Genomic DNA, 16494 nt, shown 5'->3' on the forward strand with positions numbered 1-16494 from the left:
CGAAAAGTGCCCACCGCGTGACGCGATGGGCACTCTGCGTGTCCGGCCTGAGCGGGGAGAACCCCGCCCACCTGCGAGATCAGCCGAAGATGTCGTACTGCTGGAAACCGGTACCTACCGAGATCCTTGTGGCAAAGATCTCGGTGGTGGCCTTTCCGGTCCCGGGGTACAGGTAGAGCGTGCCGCCGGGGGTGCGGGCCAGGAAGTCGGCCTTGCCGTCGCCGGTCACGTCACCGACGGCGTCGAAGACGTTGTAGTCGGCCCAGGTGCGCACCTTGATGCGGGTGGAGAAGGCTCCGCTGCCGGTCTTGCCCGTGCCCTTGTACAGGTAGACGTACGAGCCGGTCTTGCTGCGCGCGATGAGGTCGGCCTTGCCGTCGCCGGTGAAGTCGCCGTGCGCGCGGACCGAGTTGTACTGGCTCCAGCCGGTGCCGACCTGGACGCGCGCCGAGAAGGTGCCGTTGCCCTTGCCCGGGTACTCCCACATCACTCCGGCGGAGTCGACGGAGAGCATGTCGGGCAGGCCGTCGCCGGTGAGGTCACCGGGGGCGATGATCCGGGCGCGGGTCCCCCAGCTGCCGAAGATCTTGTCGGTGGCGGTCTTCCCCGTCGCCGGCAGCACGTGCGCCCAGTAGACGTCACCCGAGGTGCTGTCGCGGTACACGAGGTCCTGGATGCCGTCCCGGTTGAGGTCGGTCTGGAGCACGACGTTCACGCCGCCCATGGGTCCCGTCGACCGGCGCGTGGCGAACGAGGTGCCGTTGGAGTCCTTCTCGTATCCCGTCTTGGTGGACGGGTTACGGACCCACAGGTCGGCCTTGTGGTCGTAGTTCAGGTTCGTGTCCTCGACGCGCGGCCAGGCGGCGCCGACGTAGGTGCTGACCTTCGAGAAGACGCTGTACGCGCCCTTGGCGACGCAGTCCTGGACACCCCAGGAGACGACGCCCACGATGCGGCCGCCCACGATCAGCGGGCCGCCGGAGTCACCATTGCAGGCCGTGGTGGTGCCGGCGTCGGTGCCGGTCGCCTTGGTGCCCGCACAGACCATGTGGCCCTTGATGAAGTCGGTGCCGTAGGCCGCGGCGCACGTGGTGTCCGAGTTGATCGGCAGCGTGGCCGTCTTCAGGACGTCGGAGATGTCCTGCGTGGTGGACGTGGTGCGGCCCCAGCCGTAGAGCGTCGCCTTCGTGCCGGACGCGTACGACGTGGTGTCACCGGACGTCGTCATGCGGATCGGCTTGACGGTGACGGGGTTCGCCAGCGTGAGGACCGCGACGTCGTTGTCGATCCTGGTCGGGCTGTACGACGGGTGGGTCCACTGCCGCGAGACGCCTGTCACCGTACCGCCGTTCAGGCTGGTATCGGTCGGCAGCTGGGAAGTGCCGGTCACGATGGCGCCGTTGGCCGCCCAGTCGTAGGTCTTGCCGTTCTCGTCCTTGGTGCAGTGCGCGGCGGTGAGGATCTTCGTCGGCGAGACGACGGAGCCACCGCAGAAGAAGCCGATGCCCTTGGCCTCGTCGTAGTACCAGAGCTGCGCCATCCACGGAGCCGTGGTGATGGTCGTCGTGGTACCACCGATGATCTTCGGGTCCACGTGCGACGGGGTGGTCGACGCGCTCAGGGACGCCTTCTTCGTCGTCCGGCCCGCGGTGTCGTCACCGGCCAGCGCGCCCGCGACCCGCTTCTCCAGCACGGCCTGCGAAGGCGAGGAGTCGGCGGTACGCAGGACGGGCGTGGGCAGTGCCGAGCTCGGCGTGGCGTTCGCGGACGACACCAGAAGCGCACCGGCCACGGCGGCGGCGAGGCCTGCCGCGGCGACCGGGACGGCGATCCGTATGCGGCGTCGGTGACGGCCGCCCCCAGACGTGGACGTATCCACTCAAGTCCCCCCTCAGAGAAAAGAGTTCAGTTCTGCTTCAGCAGATGTTCAAGAGCGCGATCGTACAGGTGCCCGGGGCAGCGCAAAGGGCCGCCCCCGTCACCTGGATGACGGGGGCGGCCCTTTGCGCTTCTGCCCTGCGAATTGCGGTCGGCGAGGACCGCGGTCGCGTAAGACGTCAGTCGTTGCCGTTGCCCGGCGACGGCGTGGTCTTCTGGATCTGGAGCAGGAACTCGGCGTTCGACTTCGTCTGCTTCATCTTGTCGAGCAGCAGCTCGATCGCCTGCTGCTGGTCGAGCGCGTGGAGCACGCGACGCAGCTTCCAGGTGATGGCGAGCTCGTCGCTGCCGAGCAGAAGCTCTTCCTTACGGGTACCGGACGCGTCCACGTCCACCGCCGGGAAGACGCGCTTGTCGGCGAGCTTCCGGTCGAGCTTGAGCTCGGCGTTGCCGGTGCCCTTGAACTCCTCGAAGATGACCTCGTCCATGCGCGAGCCGGTGTCGACGAGCGCGGTGGCCAGGATGGTCAGCGAGCCGCCGTCCTCGATGTTGCGCGCGGCACCGAAGAAGCGCTTCGGCGGGTACAGCGCGGTCGAGTCGACACCACCGGACAGGATGCGGCCGGAGGCCGGGGCGGCGAGGTTGTACGCACGGCCCAGACGGGTGATCGAGTCGAGCAGCACGACGACGTCGTGGCCCAGCTCCACCAGACGCTTGGCACGCTCGATGGCGAGCTCGGCGACCGTGGTGTGGTCCTCGGCCGGACGGTCGAAGGTCGAGGAGATGACCTCGCCCTTCACCGACCGCTGCATGTCGGTGACCTCTTCCGGACGCTCGTCGACCAGGACGACCATCAGGTGGCACTCGGGGTTGTTGATGGTGATCGCGTTGGCGATCGCCTGAAGGATCATGGTCTTGCCGGTCTTCGGCGGGGCCACGATCAGACCGCGCTGGCCCTTGCCGATCGGCGTGACGAGGTCGATGATCCGCGTCGTCAGCACACCCGGGTCGGTCTCCAGACGGAGGCGGTCCTGCGGGTAGAGGGGCGTCAGCTTGTTGAACTCCGGGCGCCCGCGGCCGGATTCGGCCGCCATGCCGTTCGCCGAGTCGAGGCGGACGAGCGCGTTGAACTTCTCGCGGCGCTCGCCGTCCTTCGGCTGACGGACGGCGCCGGTGACGTGGTCACCCTTGCGCAGACCGTTCTTACGGACCTGGGCGAGGGAGACGTACACGTCGTTGGGACCCGGCAGGTAGCCCGACGTACGGATGAACGCGTAGTTGTCGAGGATGTCGAGGATGCCCGCGACGGGGATCAGCACGTCGTCGTCGGCGACCTGCGGCTCGGCGATCTCGTCGCGTCCACGACGCCCACGGCGGTCGCGGTAACGGCCGCGCCGGCCGCGGCGGCCGCCCTCGAAGTCGTCGTCGTCCTGCGGTCCGTTGTCACGCGGGCCGTTGTCGCGCGGGCCGTTGTCACGGGGACCGGCGTCGCGCGTTCCGCCGTCACGCGGCTGCTGGCGGTCCTGACGGCCGCCGCCCTGCTGCTGACGGTCGGGACGGTCCTGGCGCTCCTGACGGTCCGGACGCTGCTGTCCGGCACCCTGGCCACCCTGGCCGACCTGCTGCTCGTCGCCCTTGGCCGGACGGCGCTCGCGGCCGCCCCGGTCACGGTCACGGCGGTCACGGCGCTCGCGACGGCCGTCGGCGCCCTCGGCGTCGGTCTGCGTCTCGGTCTTCGCCTCGGTGGCAACCGTCTCGGGGCTGCCCGCCTCGGCGGTGGCACGGCGACGGCGGCGCTCGGCGGGGGCGTCCTGCTCGGCATCGCTCGCCCGGGAGGGGCCGCCGGCCGGCTGGCCGGGGATCTCGATCTGCTGCTGGGCCACGGCCTTCTCGGCGGCGACCTTCTCGGCCTTGTCCGCGGCCGGGGCGGCGGACTCGTCACCCGTACGGGCCTTCGAGGTGGTCCGGCGCTTCGGCTTGGTCTCGGCGTCGTCGGACGCCGTCGCGGCGGGAGCGCTTCCTCCGGCCTGCGCCTCCTTGATGACCTCGATCAGCTGGCTCTTGCGCATACGCGCGGTGCCCCTGATCCCGAGGCCGGATGCGACCTGCTGAAGCTCGGCCAGCACCATGCCTTCAAGGCCGGTACCGCGGCGTCGCCTGGAGCCGGCACCGGTGGCAGGCGCGGAGGCGTCCGTGGCGGGCGCGGCAGCGGTCTCCTCGACACGTGCGCCCATCAGATCGGTGGTGTCGCTCACGAAGGGTCCTTCCCTGGAGCGGACGTCGGCCTGTCTGGCTCGGCGACCGGTTGTGCTGTCCGGCATTGGCCCTTGCTGTGTGGACCGTGCCGGGGCGGTGGTCCGCCAAAGCGGCGGAAGACATTGCTGGTGATGACGATTCCAAAGCCGTGGCACTGAGATTCGGTGTCATCGGCTCGGTCACGCCGGTTCCGGAGCGTGCTCAGCACTGCTCAGCGCATAGCACCCAATGCAAGGCACGTAGCAGTTTGGGAGGCTCCCGGAAGAATGGGTGTCCCGGACAGGGACGCGAAGCACCTCGCCATGGTGGGGTCGGGTGCAGACTTGAGGTTAACACTACCGGATCCAACAAACATTCCCCCTCTCCAAATCCGGCGACCGTGCGTCGTCAATCGACCTCGACAGGTGCGAGGGGCAGCACGCACGCCCCCTGTGCGTCGAGGTCCAGACGGTTGGCGGACCAGCTCTGACCTGCGAGATCGGCCACCTTGTCGGCTGACGCGCGGTCCGCGAGCGCGAGCACCGTGGGGCCCGCGCCGGAGATCACCGCCGGGATGCCGTCGGCGCGCAGGCGCTCCACGAGCGCGGCGCTCTCCGGCATCGCCGGGGCGCGGTACTCCTGGTGCAGCCGGTCCTCGGTGGCGGGCAGCAGCAGCTCGGGGCGCCGGGTCAGCGCCTCGACGAGCAGTGCGGCGCGGCCCGCGTTGGCGGCGGCGTCGACGTGCGGGACGGTGCGCGGCAGCAGACCGCGCGCGGTCTCGGTGAGCACGGGCTTCCCGGGCACGAAGACCACCGGAACGATGGAGTCCGCGGGATCCATCCTGATCGCCCGCGCGGCGCCGGATTCCAACCAGGAGAGCGTGAATCCGCCGAGCAGACAGGCCGCGACGTTGTCGGGGTGCCCCTCGATCTCGGTCGCGAGCTCCAGGACCGCGGCGTCGTCGAGCCTGCTGTCCCCGCCTATCGTCACCGCGCGGGCGGCGACGATGCCGGCGCAGATGGCGGCCGACGAGGAACCGAGACCCCGGCCGTGCGGGATGCGGTTGGCGCAGACGATCTCCAGCCCGCGCGGCTGTCCGCCGAGCAGGTCGAAGGCGGTGCGCAGGGAACGTACGAGGAGATGCCTCTCGTCGCGCGGCAGCGTCTCGCTGCCCTCACCCGCGATGTCGATGTGCAGTCCTGAGTCGGCCACCCTGACGACGACGTCGTCATAGAGCCCCAGTGACAGGCCGAAGGCGTCGAAACCCGGGCCGAGGTTGGCACTGGTGGCGGGGACGCGCACCCGGACGGCGGCGGCGCGGAACGCTGGACCGGCCATCGCTCGATGACTCTCCTTGAGCTGCGTGATGTACAAGATTTCCGATGAACTGCCGGATGAACTGGCAGATGAACTGCGGGGTGAACTGCGTCGGACGGGCACCGGGACCCGGAGTCCGCAAAGACCGCGCGGCACCGCGGCATATGCGGTGGGCGGGTTCGGTACAGCCTATCGAAGGAAGGTTCCGTGGCGACATAGGGCGCACAGGAGGCGCACGATGCGTGTCGTAAGCCCCTCGTGCACCCCCGGCAGGGTCGGCATGGGGATGACCCCCGCGAGCGAACGGTTTCCGTCGGCTTTACGACGGTTTCCCGCCCACTCACGGCGAGTTCCCCCGGACCTGACGCGACTTCACGCCGATCCCGACCCGACCTCAAGCCGAATCCGGCCCGAACTCTCACCGATCCCGACCAGACCTCATGCCGACCCCGACCCGGATCTAGGCGAGACCGAGTCGCTCCGCCGCCGTCGCCGCGTCCACCGGGACCGTGACCGGCTGCGGAGCTCCCGCGACGGCCCAGTCGGGGTCCTTGAGACCGTTTCCGGTGACGGTGCAGACGATGCGCTGGCCCGGGTCGACCTTGCCCTGCTCGGCGGCCTTCAGCAGACCGGCCACGGACGCGGCGGACGCGGGCTCGACGAACACGCCCTCCTGTGCGGCCAACAGCCGGTAGGCGCGCAGGATCTCACGGTCCGTCACCTCGTCGATGAGGCCGCCCGACTCGTCCCGCGCGGCCAGCGCGAACTGCCACGAGGCCGGGTTGCCGATCCGGATCGCGGTGGCGATGGTCGACGGGTCCTTGACGATCTCACCGCGCACGATGGGCGCGGAGCCGGACGCCTGGAACCCCCACATGCGCGGGGTGCGCCCGGCGATGCCGTCGGCGGCGTACTCCGTGTACCCCTTCCAGTACGCGGTGATGTTGCCCGCGTTGCCCACCGGAAGGACATGGATGTCGGGCGCGTCGCCGAGCATGTCCACGATCTCGAAGGCGGCGGTCTTCTGGCCCTCGATACGCACCGGGTTCACCGAATTGACCAGCGCCACCGGGTAGTTGTCGGACAGCGAGCGCGCCAGCGTCAGACAGTCGTCGAAGTTGCCGTCGACCTGGAGGATCTTGGCGCCGTGGATGAGGGCCTGGCCCATCTTGCCGAGCGCGATCTTGCCCTGCGGCACGAGGACGGCACAGACCATCCCGGCGCGTACGGCGTAGGCGGCGGCGCTCGCGGAGGTGTTGCCGGTGGAGGCGCAGATGACGGCCTTCGCGCCCTCCTCCTTCGCCCGCGTGATGGCCATCGTCATACCGCGGTCCTTGAAGGAACCGGTCGGGTTGGCGCCCTCCACCTTGAGGTGGACCTCGCAGCCCGTGCGCTCGGAGAGCACCTGCGCGGGCACGAGCGGCGTACCGCCCTCGCGGAGCGACACGACCGGCGTGCTGTCGGACACCGGAAGCCGGTCCCGGTACTCCTCGATGATTCCGCGCCACTGGTGGGTCATTGCTCGTTACTCCCCTTCAACCCGCATGATGCTGGAGACGCCCCGCACGGTGTCGAGGCCGCGCAACGCCTCGACGGTCCCGGCGAGGGACGCGTCGGACGCGCGATGGGTGACGACGACGAGGGAGGCCTCGCCGTCCTTGCCCGACTGGCGCACGGTGTCGATGGACACCCCGTGCTCGGCGAAGACGGTGGCGACCTGCGCGAGGACACCGGGTTTGTCGGCCACGTCGAGGCTGATGTGGTACCGCGTGACGACCTCGCCCATGGGCGAGACGGGCAGCTGGGTGTACGCGGAGTCGCCGGGGCCGGTGGCACCGCCGAGCTTGTTGCGGCAGACGGCCACCAGGTCGCCGAGGACGGCGGACGCGGTGGGGGCGCCGCCGGCGCCCGGCCCGTAGAACATGAGCTGGCCGGCGGCCTCCGACTCGACGAACACGGCGTTGTACGCGCCGCGGACGGAGGCGAGCGGGTGGGTCAGCGGGATCATCGCGGGATGGACGCGCGCGGTCACCGAGCCCCCGTCGGCAGCCCGCTCGCACAGGGCGAGCAGTTTGATGGTGCAGCCCATCCCCTTCGCCGAGGCGAAGTCGGCGGCGGTGACCTCGGTCATGCCCTCGCGGTAGACGTCGTCGAGGCGCACCCGCGTGTGGAAGGCGATCCCGGCGAGGATGGCGGCCTTGGCGGCGGCGTCGAAGGCCTCGACGTCGGCCGTCGGGTCGGCCTCGGCGTACCCGAGCGCGGTGGCCTCGTCGAGGGCCTCCTGGTAGCCCGCCCCCGTGGATTCCATCTTGTCGAGGATGAAGTTGGTGGTGCCGTTGACGATGCCCATCACCCGGTTGATCTTGTCGCCGGCGAGGGACTCGCGCAGCGGCCGGATCAGCGGGATGGCGCCGGCGACGGCGGCCTCGTAGTAGAGGTCCCTGCCGTGCTCCTGGGCCGCCGCGTGCAGGGCGGCACCGTCCTGGGCGAGCAGCGCCTTGTTCGCGGAGACGACGGAGGCGCCGTGCTCGAACGCGGTGGTGATCAGCGAACGGGCGGGCTCGATGCCGCCGATGACCTCGACGACGACGTCGATGTCCCCGCGCTTGACGAGGGCGGTCGCGTCGGTGGTGACCAGGTCGGGGTCGATGCCCGCGCGCACCTTGGAGGGCCGGCGGACGGCCACGCCCACGAGTTCGACGGGGGCGCCGATCCTCGCCGTGAGGTCGTCGGCGTGCGTCGTCATGATGCGCGCCACCTCTGAGCCGACAACCCCGCAGCCCAGCAGCGCCACCTTCAGCGGACGCGTACGCATCATCCGACCTCGTTTCCTCATACCGTGTTCGGTTGGACCAGTCTCACTCACCGGACGGGAGTTTCTACCCTTCGTCCGGATCGTGAGACGTCCATTTCATTTTTCTGGTGGGCGACGACAGGAGATCTTGCGCCCGGTTCCGCCCTGTTCCAGACCGGCCGCCCGGCACATCCGATCACCTGAAGTCACCTCCTGTCGCTTACCGTCGTCCCCGGCCACTCGCCGGAGCCGACACGGGCCTCCGCGCGCTTGTCGCCCGCTTCCGCCCGCTTCCTCGTGGCCCTCTCCTTCTCACCCGACGTCGAGACGCAGGAGGTCCTCCTCCGTCTCACGCCGGACGATCACCCGCGCCGCACCGTCCTTCACGGCGACGACCGGCGGGCGGAGAGCGTGGTTGTAGTTGCTGGCCATGGACCGGCAGTACGCGCCGGTGGCCGGGACCGCGACGAGGTCGCCCGGGGCCAGGTCCGCGGGCAGGAAGGCGTCCTTCACGACGATGTCACCGCTCTCGCAGTGCTTGCCGACGACGCGCACGAGCATCGGCTCGGCGTCGGAGACACGCGAGACGAGGGCGACGCTGTACTCGGCGTCGTACAGCGCGGTCCGGATGTTGTCGGACATGCCGCCGTCCACCGAGACGTAGGTCCGCAGCCCGTCGAGCGGCTTGACGGTGCCGACCTCGTACAGCGTGAACGCGGTGGGACCGACGATGGCGCGCCCGGGCTCCACGGAGATCCGCGGTGTACGGAGCTTCGCGGCCTCGCACTCACGCGTCACGATCTCGCTCAGCGCCTTGGCGATCTCGTGCGGCTCGCGGGGATCGTCGTCGCTGGTGTACGCGATGCCGAGGCCGCCGCCGAGGTCGATCTCGGGCAGCTCGACCCCGTGCTCGTCCCGCACGGCGGCGAGCAGCGCGACGACGCGCCGGGCCGCGACCTCGAACCCGGCCATGTCGAAGATCTGCGAGCCGATGTGCGAGTGGATGCCGACGAGTTCGAGCGCGTCGAGCGCGAGCGTCCGCCGTACGGCCTCGGCGGCCTGCCCGTCCGCGAGCGCGATCCCGAACTTCTGGTCCTCGTGCGCGGTGGCGATGAACTCGTGCGTGTGCGCCTCGACGCCCACCGTCACCCGGATCTGCACCCGCTGCCGCGTTCCCAGGGACTGCGCGATGTGGGCGACCCGCACGATCTCCTGGAAGGAGTCGAGCACGATCCGCCCGACCCCGGCCTCGACGGCAGTACGGATCTCGTGCTCGGACTTGTTGTTGCCGTGGAAGGCGATGCGGTCGGCGGGCATGCCGGCCGACAGGGCCGTCGCCAGCTCACCCCCGGAACACACGTCCAGGTTGAGCCCCTCCTCGTGCAGCCACCGGACGACGGCGCGCGAGAGGAAGGCCTTGCCCGCGTAGAAGACGTCGGCGTCGTGCCCGAACGCGGTGCGCCAGGCGCGCGCCCGCTCGCGGAAGTCGCTCTCGTCGAGGAAGTACGCCGGAGTGCCGAACTCCTCGGCCAGCGCGGTGACTTCGATCCCGCCGACGCTCACGACACCGTCCTCCGTACGGCTCACGGTGTGCGACCACACCTTCGGGTCGAGAGCGTTGAGGTCGGCGGGCGGGGCGCTGTAGTGGCCCTCGGTGAGGACGTCGGCGTGACGGGGCCCGGCGGGGTGTGCGGAACGGCTCATGTCTGGAGTGCTTTCTGCTTCGTCAAAGGTAGTCGGGGGCGCTGATGCCGAGCAGGGACAGGCCACCGGCCAGCACCGCCCCGGCGGCTTCGGCGAGCGCGAGCCGGGCACGGTGGGCGGCCGCGGGTTTCTCGTCGCCGAGCGGCAGCACGGCGTACTGAAAACCGAGAAGAGCGTCAGCGGTCACGACAAGATGCCGCGCCACCCGATCGGGCGCCCGATCCCGCGCGGCAAGACGCAGGGCGTGCGGGTACTCGGCCAGAGCGGCGAGGAGATCGGCTTCGGCGAGGTGGGGGGGCGGGGGGTCCGTACGAGAGGTGTGGACCTGGTCGGCGGGGGTGGGGGGCGGGGGGTCCGTATGGAGGGTGTGGGCCTGGTCGGCGGGGCGGGCGCGGTCGCCAGGACCGCCGGGCCCGTCCGAGGGACGTACGACGCCCCGGGGGACACCGACACAGCTTCGGCTGTAGCTGTAGCTGTGGCTATGGCTGTAGCCGAGGGTGGCGGCGTTGCGGCGCAGGGCCCGGGTGCGGGCGTGGGCGTAACGGACGCGGAAGAGAGGATTGCTCTCGCGCTGGAGAAGGTGGTCGGCACTGATCCGGGGCCGGTCGTGCGGCGCGGGGTGGAGCAGCGCCCAGCGGGCGGCGTCGTGGCCGAGGGGGGCGGGGTCCTCGGGCGCGGGCACGGGCCGGAGGTTCACGGGCTCGGCATGCCGGACCTCGGCACGTCCGCCCTGGGTGGCGACGATCCGTACGAGAGCCTCGGCGACGACTTCGGCCCGGGTCTCGTAGGGCACACGCAGCTCGACGACCTGCCCGGCGAGGGTGTCCCCGTACCCGTAGCGAGCGCCCTGGTCCATGACCTCTTCGACCAGGCCGACGGAGGCGCCACCGGCGAGGGTGACGTTGAGGAAACCGGGTCCGGTGACGGTCACGGCGGCGACACCGGGATCACCCGTGATGTACGGCCGCAGGACCTCGGCGACTTCCAGCGCAGGCCGGCCTGCCTGCCCGGCCAGCCGCAACGCGATGTTCGTCGCATAGTCCCCGCATCCGCCCGGCCCAGGCGGGGTGACCGCCACGCTCGCGGGCACGGAGACGCTCAGCTCCCCCACGTCGACAGCACGACGCACCGCGCGCAGCACGGTACGGGAGAGCTCGACGGGAGTCACGGGACAAGCCTAGGGGAGGAGGGGGGTGGGAAAGCGAGCCAGTTTGGCGATGGTCCGGGATGTGGACGGGGAGGGGGTTGCGACGGGGAGGCGGTTGCTGGTGCTGGGGGCGCCTGATCTTGGAGGGGAGTCCGAGGGGAGTCAGAGGTGACTCCGCGGGGACTCCAAGGCGGCCTAGGAGGGGATCGCCGGCGTGGGATGGCGGTGAGCGGGAGCGGTGAGCTGGAGCGAGGAGTGGGAGCGAGGAGTGGGAGCGAGGAGCGCGACTGTCGACGACACAGACCAAGGGTCGCTGAGCCCGAGGTCCAAACCGAGTCGCAGTCCGAGTCGCAATCCGAGCTCTGCCGATGCCCGGCGGATCGGATCCGGCGATCACCGGACGCGGCGACGGCGACAGAGCCGGGACTCCGACTCCTCACCCCCCAGGGACCACCCACCCCAGTGGACCACCCCAGTGAGTGACTGGGGACGACGCTGACCCAGCCCGCTCCTCGCATGCACCGACCCACGCGGAAGGCTTCATCCCCGGTGTCCGGGTCGGCGCCAGATGAACGGTGTACGGGTCGGGCCCCGCTGAATGAACCGGTGTACGGGTCAGGCGGGTCGGGCCTGCGCTGAATGAACCGGTGTAAAGGTCGGGCGGGTCGGGCCTGCGCTGAACGAACCGACGTATGACTCAACGCCCGGTGTAGAGATAGACCCCCGATGAACCGGTTTACCGCTGCTCAGTGGTGCCCGCTGCGCCCGGCACGCTCGGCCTCCTCGACGGCGCCACCCACGACGCCACCGACCTCGCGCCCTTCCATCAACTGCTTTACCAGGCTGATGAGTTCGGACGGCTCGAAGGGCTTGGCGAGAAAGGCGTCGACACCGATGTCGAGCCCGCTCTCGACTTCATACTGCGTACAGGCGCTGACGATGGCGAGGGGCAGATTCCGGGTCCGGGGATCGGCACGGAGGCGGGCGGCGGTGCGCAGGCCGTCGAGCCGGGGCATCACGACGTCGAGGGTGACGACATCGGGCCGAACCTGATGGACGACGTCCAGACATTCGGCACCGTCAGCCGCGGTCACGACCTCGAGACCCTCCAGCTCGAGGTTGACCCTGATCAGCTGCCGGATGACCTTGTTGTCGTCCACAACAAGCACCCGACCGGACACGCCTGGCACAACTCGAGAGTAGGTCCGCGCCCACCGCCGCGTCCGGGTTTTCCCCACTTCCACCCCGTGCGGCCCCCACCCACCCGCGAGAGCCCAGCCCCGCCCAACCGCCGCTCCCCCCGCGACACCACGCGCCGCGTCCAAAACACATGGCGATCACCCCTGAAAGAGCTGGTAGGGTTCTACCCGTCGCCGCACAAAGCGCCCGACACGCCCCCGTAGCTCAGGGGATAGAGCAACGGCCTCCGGAGCCGTGTGCGCAGGTTCGAATCCTGCCGGGGGCACCCTTCATACGGTGCCCAAAGACCCCGCCATCAGCGGTTTCGCTGAGAACGGGGTCTTCGCGTATCTACAGCCATGCGCAGGCAGATGCCGCCAAAAGCAGCCGTTTGCCAGTGATCACGCTGTAATAGCGTGTTGATCTTGAAGGACTTCACCGCAGGTCAGCGCGCGTATCAAGAGGCTTTGAGCGTAGTCGTGTGGACGACCCGTGGACAGGAAGGAGCTTCGGACCGGTCATGGTCCGAGGCTCCTGCATCCGATCGAATATGTCAGAGACGTTCGTTCGAGGTCAGATCGAAGAGTTGTTGATCTGCTCACGGGCAAGTCGCACCGGCTCACCAGTGGCGTTGTCGAACCGGCGGCGCACCAGGATGCTGAACCCGAGATCATGCAGAGCCATCTCGGCGACGTTGGTGTTCCACGGGTCCCGACCCTTCAGCGCCTCCCGCGCGAGCACGAGGGCGGAAACATTCTTCCCGCCGACCACCGCCAGCACGTCGTACTTCTCGTCTTCAGGCGTGTGCAAGGCAGCGACAGCGACATCCGCGAGCGTAAGGACGGTATAGCTACCGTCCTTAAGACGAACACGGGTCTCTGCAGGCGTGCTTATAGGCTCGTGCGCCATGGTGTCTCCTCAATCGGACCTGGCCGGATCATTCTCCGACCGCACAGCCCTGGAGGCTACACACCTCGCGACCGGCAGGAGCCCCGGACCGCTCTGGTCCGAGGCTCCCGTGTTTGATCAGATCGTCGCGTCAGTCCACTGAATCCTCCCCAAGCCCCTGCATGATCCGGTCGTTCATCTCCTGCTCCTGGCCGTCGATGCACTTGGCGTAGATCTTGAGAAGGACGTCCACCGAGTGGCCGGCGCGAGCGGCGACCTCCGGGGCCGGGACACCGGAGTTGAGCCACTGGGAGACTCCCGCGTGACGGAGGTCGTACGGCCGGAAGGCAAGGACGGAAGACGCCTGGTCCGGGACGAGGGCGAGTTCCCGCGCCTGCTTCCACGCACGCGAGTACGAGGAGGCCGCGATCACGTTGCCCCGCTCGCTGGAGAACAGCCGGCCGTCCTTCGCCGTGCCGAACTCCTTCAAGTGGTCGCGCAGCAGACGGACCAGCGGAGGCGGAATCGGCACGATGCGCACCTCGCCCTGGGCCCGCTGCTTCAGACCCCGCCTGTCATGCGCCTCACCGGAATCGGTCCACGCCTTGCCCGCCGAAGGACGCGTCTCCGCCAGCTCGATACGTCCCCAGCCCGACGCCGGAAGCGTGCAGTCGGACCGCCGGAGCCCGAGTGCCTCGCCCGGCCGCATGGCCGCGTAGTACAGGCATCCGAAGAACGCCCGCAGCCGCCGGCCACTTGCCCGCTCGAAGCCGCCCACGTAAGTGAGCGCGGTCAGCAGTTCCCGAGCCTGCCGCGGATTGACCACCACCCGGCGGTCGACTTCCTGCACCGCCCGCTTGCCTCGCTTGCGCCGCACCCGGCTGAGTGGGTTGGAGGTCAGGTGTTCCAACTCCACCGCGAATTCCAGCGCGTTGAAGACGACGGCCCGACGTCGCCGGTAGGTCTGAGTGGCAGCAGGCTTGCCGTCCAGCTTCCGCCCCAATCCGTCGATCAACTCGTGCACACGGGTGATCTCTTGCAGCTCTCCCACAGGAAGCGATGCCTTCTCCATCCAGCGCACTGTGGAGGCGATCTCGTCCGGCCGTTCCCGCTCCCTGCGCGGCACGGGCAGGACGTACGAGCGCAGCGCCCGACGCAGCATCTCCGGAGCCGGACGCCCCCGTCCCGGCTTGACCAGGACGGGAATGACCGTCGCCAAGGCATCGGTCATGCTGTCCCGGTGCTTGGCCGATGCCTCCGCCCACCGGGCATCGACGTACTTGATCGCCAGATCAAGGAAGGACAGGGCCGCTCTGCCGCCACGCAGCGAGTCGGGCAGACCCGTCACCGTGTCGAACGGCTCGCCCTTGTCGAGCGCCCGCACCAGCTTGGCGCGAAAGCGGTCGGCCAGTGCCTTGGTCTTGTGCGACTCACTGAACGGCTGACCGTCGACCACCCAGCGCACGAGGTAAGTCGGCTTCTTCGTGGTCTTGTTGACCGAGAGCTTCCAGACGGAAGCCTTGTAAGACTTCACGAGGCCACCCCCTCTGCCCGCTCCTCCAGCCAGTTGTTGAGCACGTCTCGCCGGACTCGCAGCTCACCATTCGGTAGCCGTATGCAGGCCGGGGCGATGCGGAGCTCCCGCCAGCGATAGAAGGTGCGTCTGGAGATGCCTCCCAGCTCGTCGAGTACCTGCCGCACGGTGAGGAGTTCGGCCGGCCTCGCACGGGTGTCACGCGCCATGGGAAGCACCGCCTTCCCTCACGGAGGCAGCCAGGAGCGCCGCCTCCGGCGAGTAGCCGCGCCCGGCATAGCGCCAATGGCCAACCGTGACGGTTGACCTCAAATCGATGCCGAGGGCGGTTCGCTGTTCCTCCGCACGATGTTCCGCACGGGCCTGCCGGAGTGCGGTCAGGGTGGTGGAGTAGCGGCGCGACTTGCTGGAGAAGTGGCCGCCGTAGCCGAGCATGTGCGCCCAGCGCCGTAAGCCGAGCGGCTCGAAGTCGGGCAGACCGCCGAGCCACCAGCACATACCGATCATGCGGAGCACGTGGGCACGTACGGGCAACAGGACCAAATCCCGCGGCCCATGGATACGGCCATCCACCGCGCCGGCTGTCTCGGCCCCCTTCGTTGCGTACTTGGCGATGTAACCGGCTACGGCCGACGAGGTCAGCCGCTCCCCCGCTCCGAAAGCGGAGATAGGACGTACGTCGATCTGCTCCCCGAACCGCAGCGCACGCGGGCCGACGACGTCCCGCCCGGGAGCCAGGAGCCGCACTCTCTCGGCAGCAGCGCGGACAGCCGCCGAGAGCAGAGCAGTCGTGGCCCAGAACGGCGGAGTCGAGTTGGCCCCCTCCGGACCGTCGAGGCGGATGACGGCATGAAAGTGGACCAGCCCGCGCCGCTGGTACTCGGCAACCTTGGCGTACGACAGCCGAACGCTCTCGCCGAACTCCCCGCGGGAGAGCCCGATCTTCCGGGCGATCTCGCGGCGCAATTCCAGGACGAAGCGGTGCCAGAGTCCGCCTGATTGTGCCTGCCAGAGCACGGCTCCGGCGTAGTCGTAGCAGCGCGGGCAGAGGGGCTCCCCGAGCCTCGGATCGTCGTCCGCGTGCCGCGTGTGGCACCCGGCCGGCGATCCATGCGGACAGCTCGCCCCAGCTTTTCGGGGTCGGCAGGCCCGTACGCGGCCGTCGCGCTCGCGGCGGGTGTGGACCGGGCCGAAGCCTGGAGCGGTGAGGGTGGCGAACACCCGAGGGTGGCCGCCCACCTCCTCCCCCACGGTCTTGCCGCCGACGAGTCCGGCACGGATCAGTTGGTACGTGTCCGCCTGATAGATGCGGGCGCAGGTCGGGCAGACCGTTGCCCGGCGGTTGCCGCATGCGGTGAGCAGTCGGCCGCCGTAGACGTCCGAGCCGTACGAGAGCAGGGCCTCGCCGGTCGACGCGTCGACGACCGTGGCAGTGCCGACGAGGTGAATCGGGTTGGCACAGCCCCCTAGGCGGATGATCTGGCGTCGCCAGGCCTCGAAGCCTGGCTCTCCGGCCCTGTCGATCAGCGCGGAGACGCCCTTCGGGAGGGTCAGGGAAGGCGTGATCATGGACGACCACCGCCGCCGAACGCCTGCCACATGACGGCAGAGATTCCTTGGGGCAGCGTCTTGGCACTGAAGCGAAGCGTCGGGTCGGTGAGCCAGACGGCGGCAGCGTGTGCCGGGCAGAGCCAGCGTTCGAAGCCATCGAGTCCGACGAGGACGACCTGTTCCCGTCCGACACAGGTCGGCTGTTCTCTGTCCCTCAGCTCGCATTCGAGCGGAGGGGATTTGCGCGGACGATGCGCGGTGGACAAA

The 16494-nt window shown here is 69.4% G+C and carries 13 protein-coding genes and 1 tRNA gene; 1 reads left to right on the plus strand and 13 read right to left on the minus strand.

The genetic code is table 11. The features are described 5' to 3' along the window. Positions 1-79 precede the first annotated feature (79 nt). The 8 genes from ABZV42_RS18300 to ABZV42_RS18335 form a co-directional block, all read right to left on the minus strand. Positions 80-1879 (minus strand): trypsin-like serine protease, encoded by a 1800-nt coding sequence (locus ABZV42_RS18300; RefSeq protein ID WP_356052669.1) that lies wholly within the window; start codon positions 1877-1879, stop codon positions 80-82. Between the two features lie 178 nt (positions 1880-2057). Beyond that, on the minus strand, positions 2058-4133 hold the full coding sequence (rho, locus tag ABZV42_RS18305; RefSeq protein ID WP_356052672.1) for a transcription termination factor Rho: 2076 nt from the start codon (positions 4131-4133) through the stop codon (positions 2058-2060). Between the two features lie 388 nt (positions 4134-4521). Continuing rightward, positions 4522-5451: a homoserine kinase gene (thrB, locus tag ABZV42_RS18310; protein WP_355981524.1), complete on the minus strand. Its 930-nt coding sequence runs from the start codon at positions 5449-5451 to the stop codon at positions 4522-4524. Between the two features lie 439 nt (positions 5452-5890). Continuing rightward, on the minus strand, positions 5891-6949 hold the full coding sequence (gene thrC / locus ABZV42_RS18315; protein ID WP_355981521.1) for a threonine synthase: 1059 nt from the start codon (positions 6947-6949) through the stop codon (positions 5891-5893). A gap of 6 nt (positions 6950-6955) precedes the next feature. Then, positions 6956-8248 (minus strand): homoserine dehydrogenase, encoded by a 1293-nt coding sequence (locus tag ABZV42_RS18320; protein WP_355981518.1) that lies wholly within the window; start codon positions 8246-8248, stop codon positions 6956-6958. Between the two features lie 288 nt (positions 8249-8536). Next, the gene (lysA, locus tag ABZV42_RS18325) at positions 8537-9928 is read right to left on the minus strand and encodes a diaminopimelate decarboxylase (protein WP_355981515.1); all 1392 of its coding nucleotides are present in this window, start codon (positions 9926-9928) and stop codon (positions 8537-8539) included. Positions 9929-9950: 22 nt separating this feature from the next. Continuing rightward, positions 9951-11096 (minus strand): ArgS-related anticodon-binding protein NrtL, encoded by a 1146-nt coding sequence (gene nrtL, locus ABZV42_RS18330; RefSeq protein ID WP_356052674.1) that lies wholly within the window; start codon positions 11094-11096, stop codon positions 9951-9953. A gap of 725 nt (positions 11097-11821) precedes the next feature. Further along, positions 11822-12313, minus strand: a complete 492-nt coding sequence (locus tag ABZV42_RS18335) for a response regulator (protein ID WP_356052834.1) — start codon at positions 12311-12313, stop codon at positions 11822-11824. A gap of 155 nt (positions 12314-12468) precedes the next feature. On the opposite strand from ABZV42_RS18335, the gene ABZV42_RS18340 reads away from it, so the two are divergent. Next, positions 12469-12540 (plus strand) — tRNA-Arg (locus ABZV42_RS18340). A gap of 287 nt (positions 12541-12827) precedes the next feature. On the opposite strand, the gene ABZV42_RS18345 is transcribed toward ABZV42_RS18340, so the two are convergent. The 5 genes from ABZV42_RS18345 to ABZV42_RS18365 form a co-directional block, all read right to left on the minus strand. Then, a complete protein-coding gene (locus ABZV42_RS18345) occupies positions 12828-13163 on the minus strand; it encodes a hypothetical protein (RefSeq protein ID WP_356052676.1) in 336 nt (111 codons plus the stop codon). 130 nt (positions 13164-13293) lie between these two features. Continuing rightward, a complete protein-coding gene (locus ABZV42_RS18350; protein ID WP_356052678.1) occupies positions 13294-14676 on the minus strand; it encodes a site-specific integrase in 1383 nt (460 codons plus the stop codon). Further along, positions 14673-14885: a helix-turn-helix domain-containing protein gene (locus tag ABZV42_RS18355; RefSeq protein WP_356052680.1), complete on the minus strand. Its 213-nt coding sequence runs from the start codon at positions 14883-14885 to the stop codon at positions 14673-14675. Before ABZV42_RS18355 ends, ABZV42_RS18350 begins: the two co-directional genes overlap by 4 nt. After that, positions 14875-16245 (minus strand): replication initiator, encoded by a 1371-nt coding sequence (locus ABZV42_RS18360; RefSeq protein ID WP_356052682.1) that lies wholly within the window; start codon positions 16243-16245, stop codon positions 14875-14877. The genes ABZV42_RS18355 and ABZV42_RS18360 overlap by 11 nt, the downstream gene beginning before the upstream one ends. Beyond that, positions 16242-16493, minus strand: a complete 252-nt coding sequence (locus ABZV42_RS18365) for a hypothetical protein (protein ID WP_356052684.1) — start codon at positions 16491-16493, stop codon at positions 16242-16244. Before ABZV42_RS18365 ends, ABZV42_RS18360 begins: the two co-directional genes overlap by 4 nt. Position 16494: the final 1 nt, after the last annotated feature.

It is taken from the genome of Streptomyces sp. NPDC005281 (genome assembly GCF_040607495.1).
GTDB lineage: Bacteria > Actinomycetota > Actinomycetes > Streptomycetales > Streptomycetaceae > Streptomyces.

Excerpts from the sequence above, each read along its gene's own strand:
- thrB (WP_355981524.1), bottom strand. The coding sequence starts at position 5,451 with ATGGCCGGTCCAGCGTTCCGCGCCGCCGCCGTCCGGGTGCGCGTCCCC.
- thrC (WP_355981521.1), bottom strand. The coding sequence starts at position 6,949 with ATGACCCACCAGTGGCGCGGAATCATCGAGGAGTACCGGGACCGGCTT.
- ABZV42_RS18320 (WP_355981518.1), bottom strand. The coding sequence starts at position 8,248 with ATGATGCGTACGCGTCCGCTGAAGGTGGCGCTGCTGGGCTGCGGGGTT.
- lysA (WP_355981515.1), bottom strand. The coding sequence starts at position 9,928 with ATGAGCCGTTCCGCACACCCCGCCGGGCCCCGTCACGCCGACGTCCTC.
- ABZV42_RS18345 (WP_356052676.1), bottom strand. The coding sequence starts at position 13,163 with ATGGCGCACGAGCCTATAAGCACGCCTGCAGAGACCCGTGTTCGTCTT.
- ABZV42_RS18355 (WP_356052680.1), bottom strand. The coding sequence starts at position 14,885 with ATGGCGCGTGACACCCGTGCGAGGCCGGCCGAACTCCTCACCGTGCGG.
- ABZV42_RS18360 (WP_356052682.1), bottom strand. The coding sequence starts at position 16,245 with ATGATCACGCCTTCCCTGACCCTCCCGAAGGGCGTCTCCGCGCTGATC.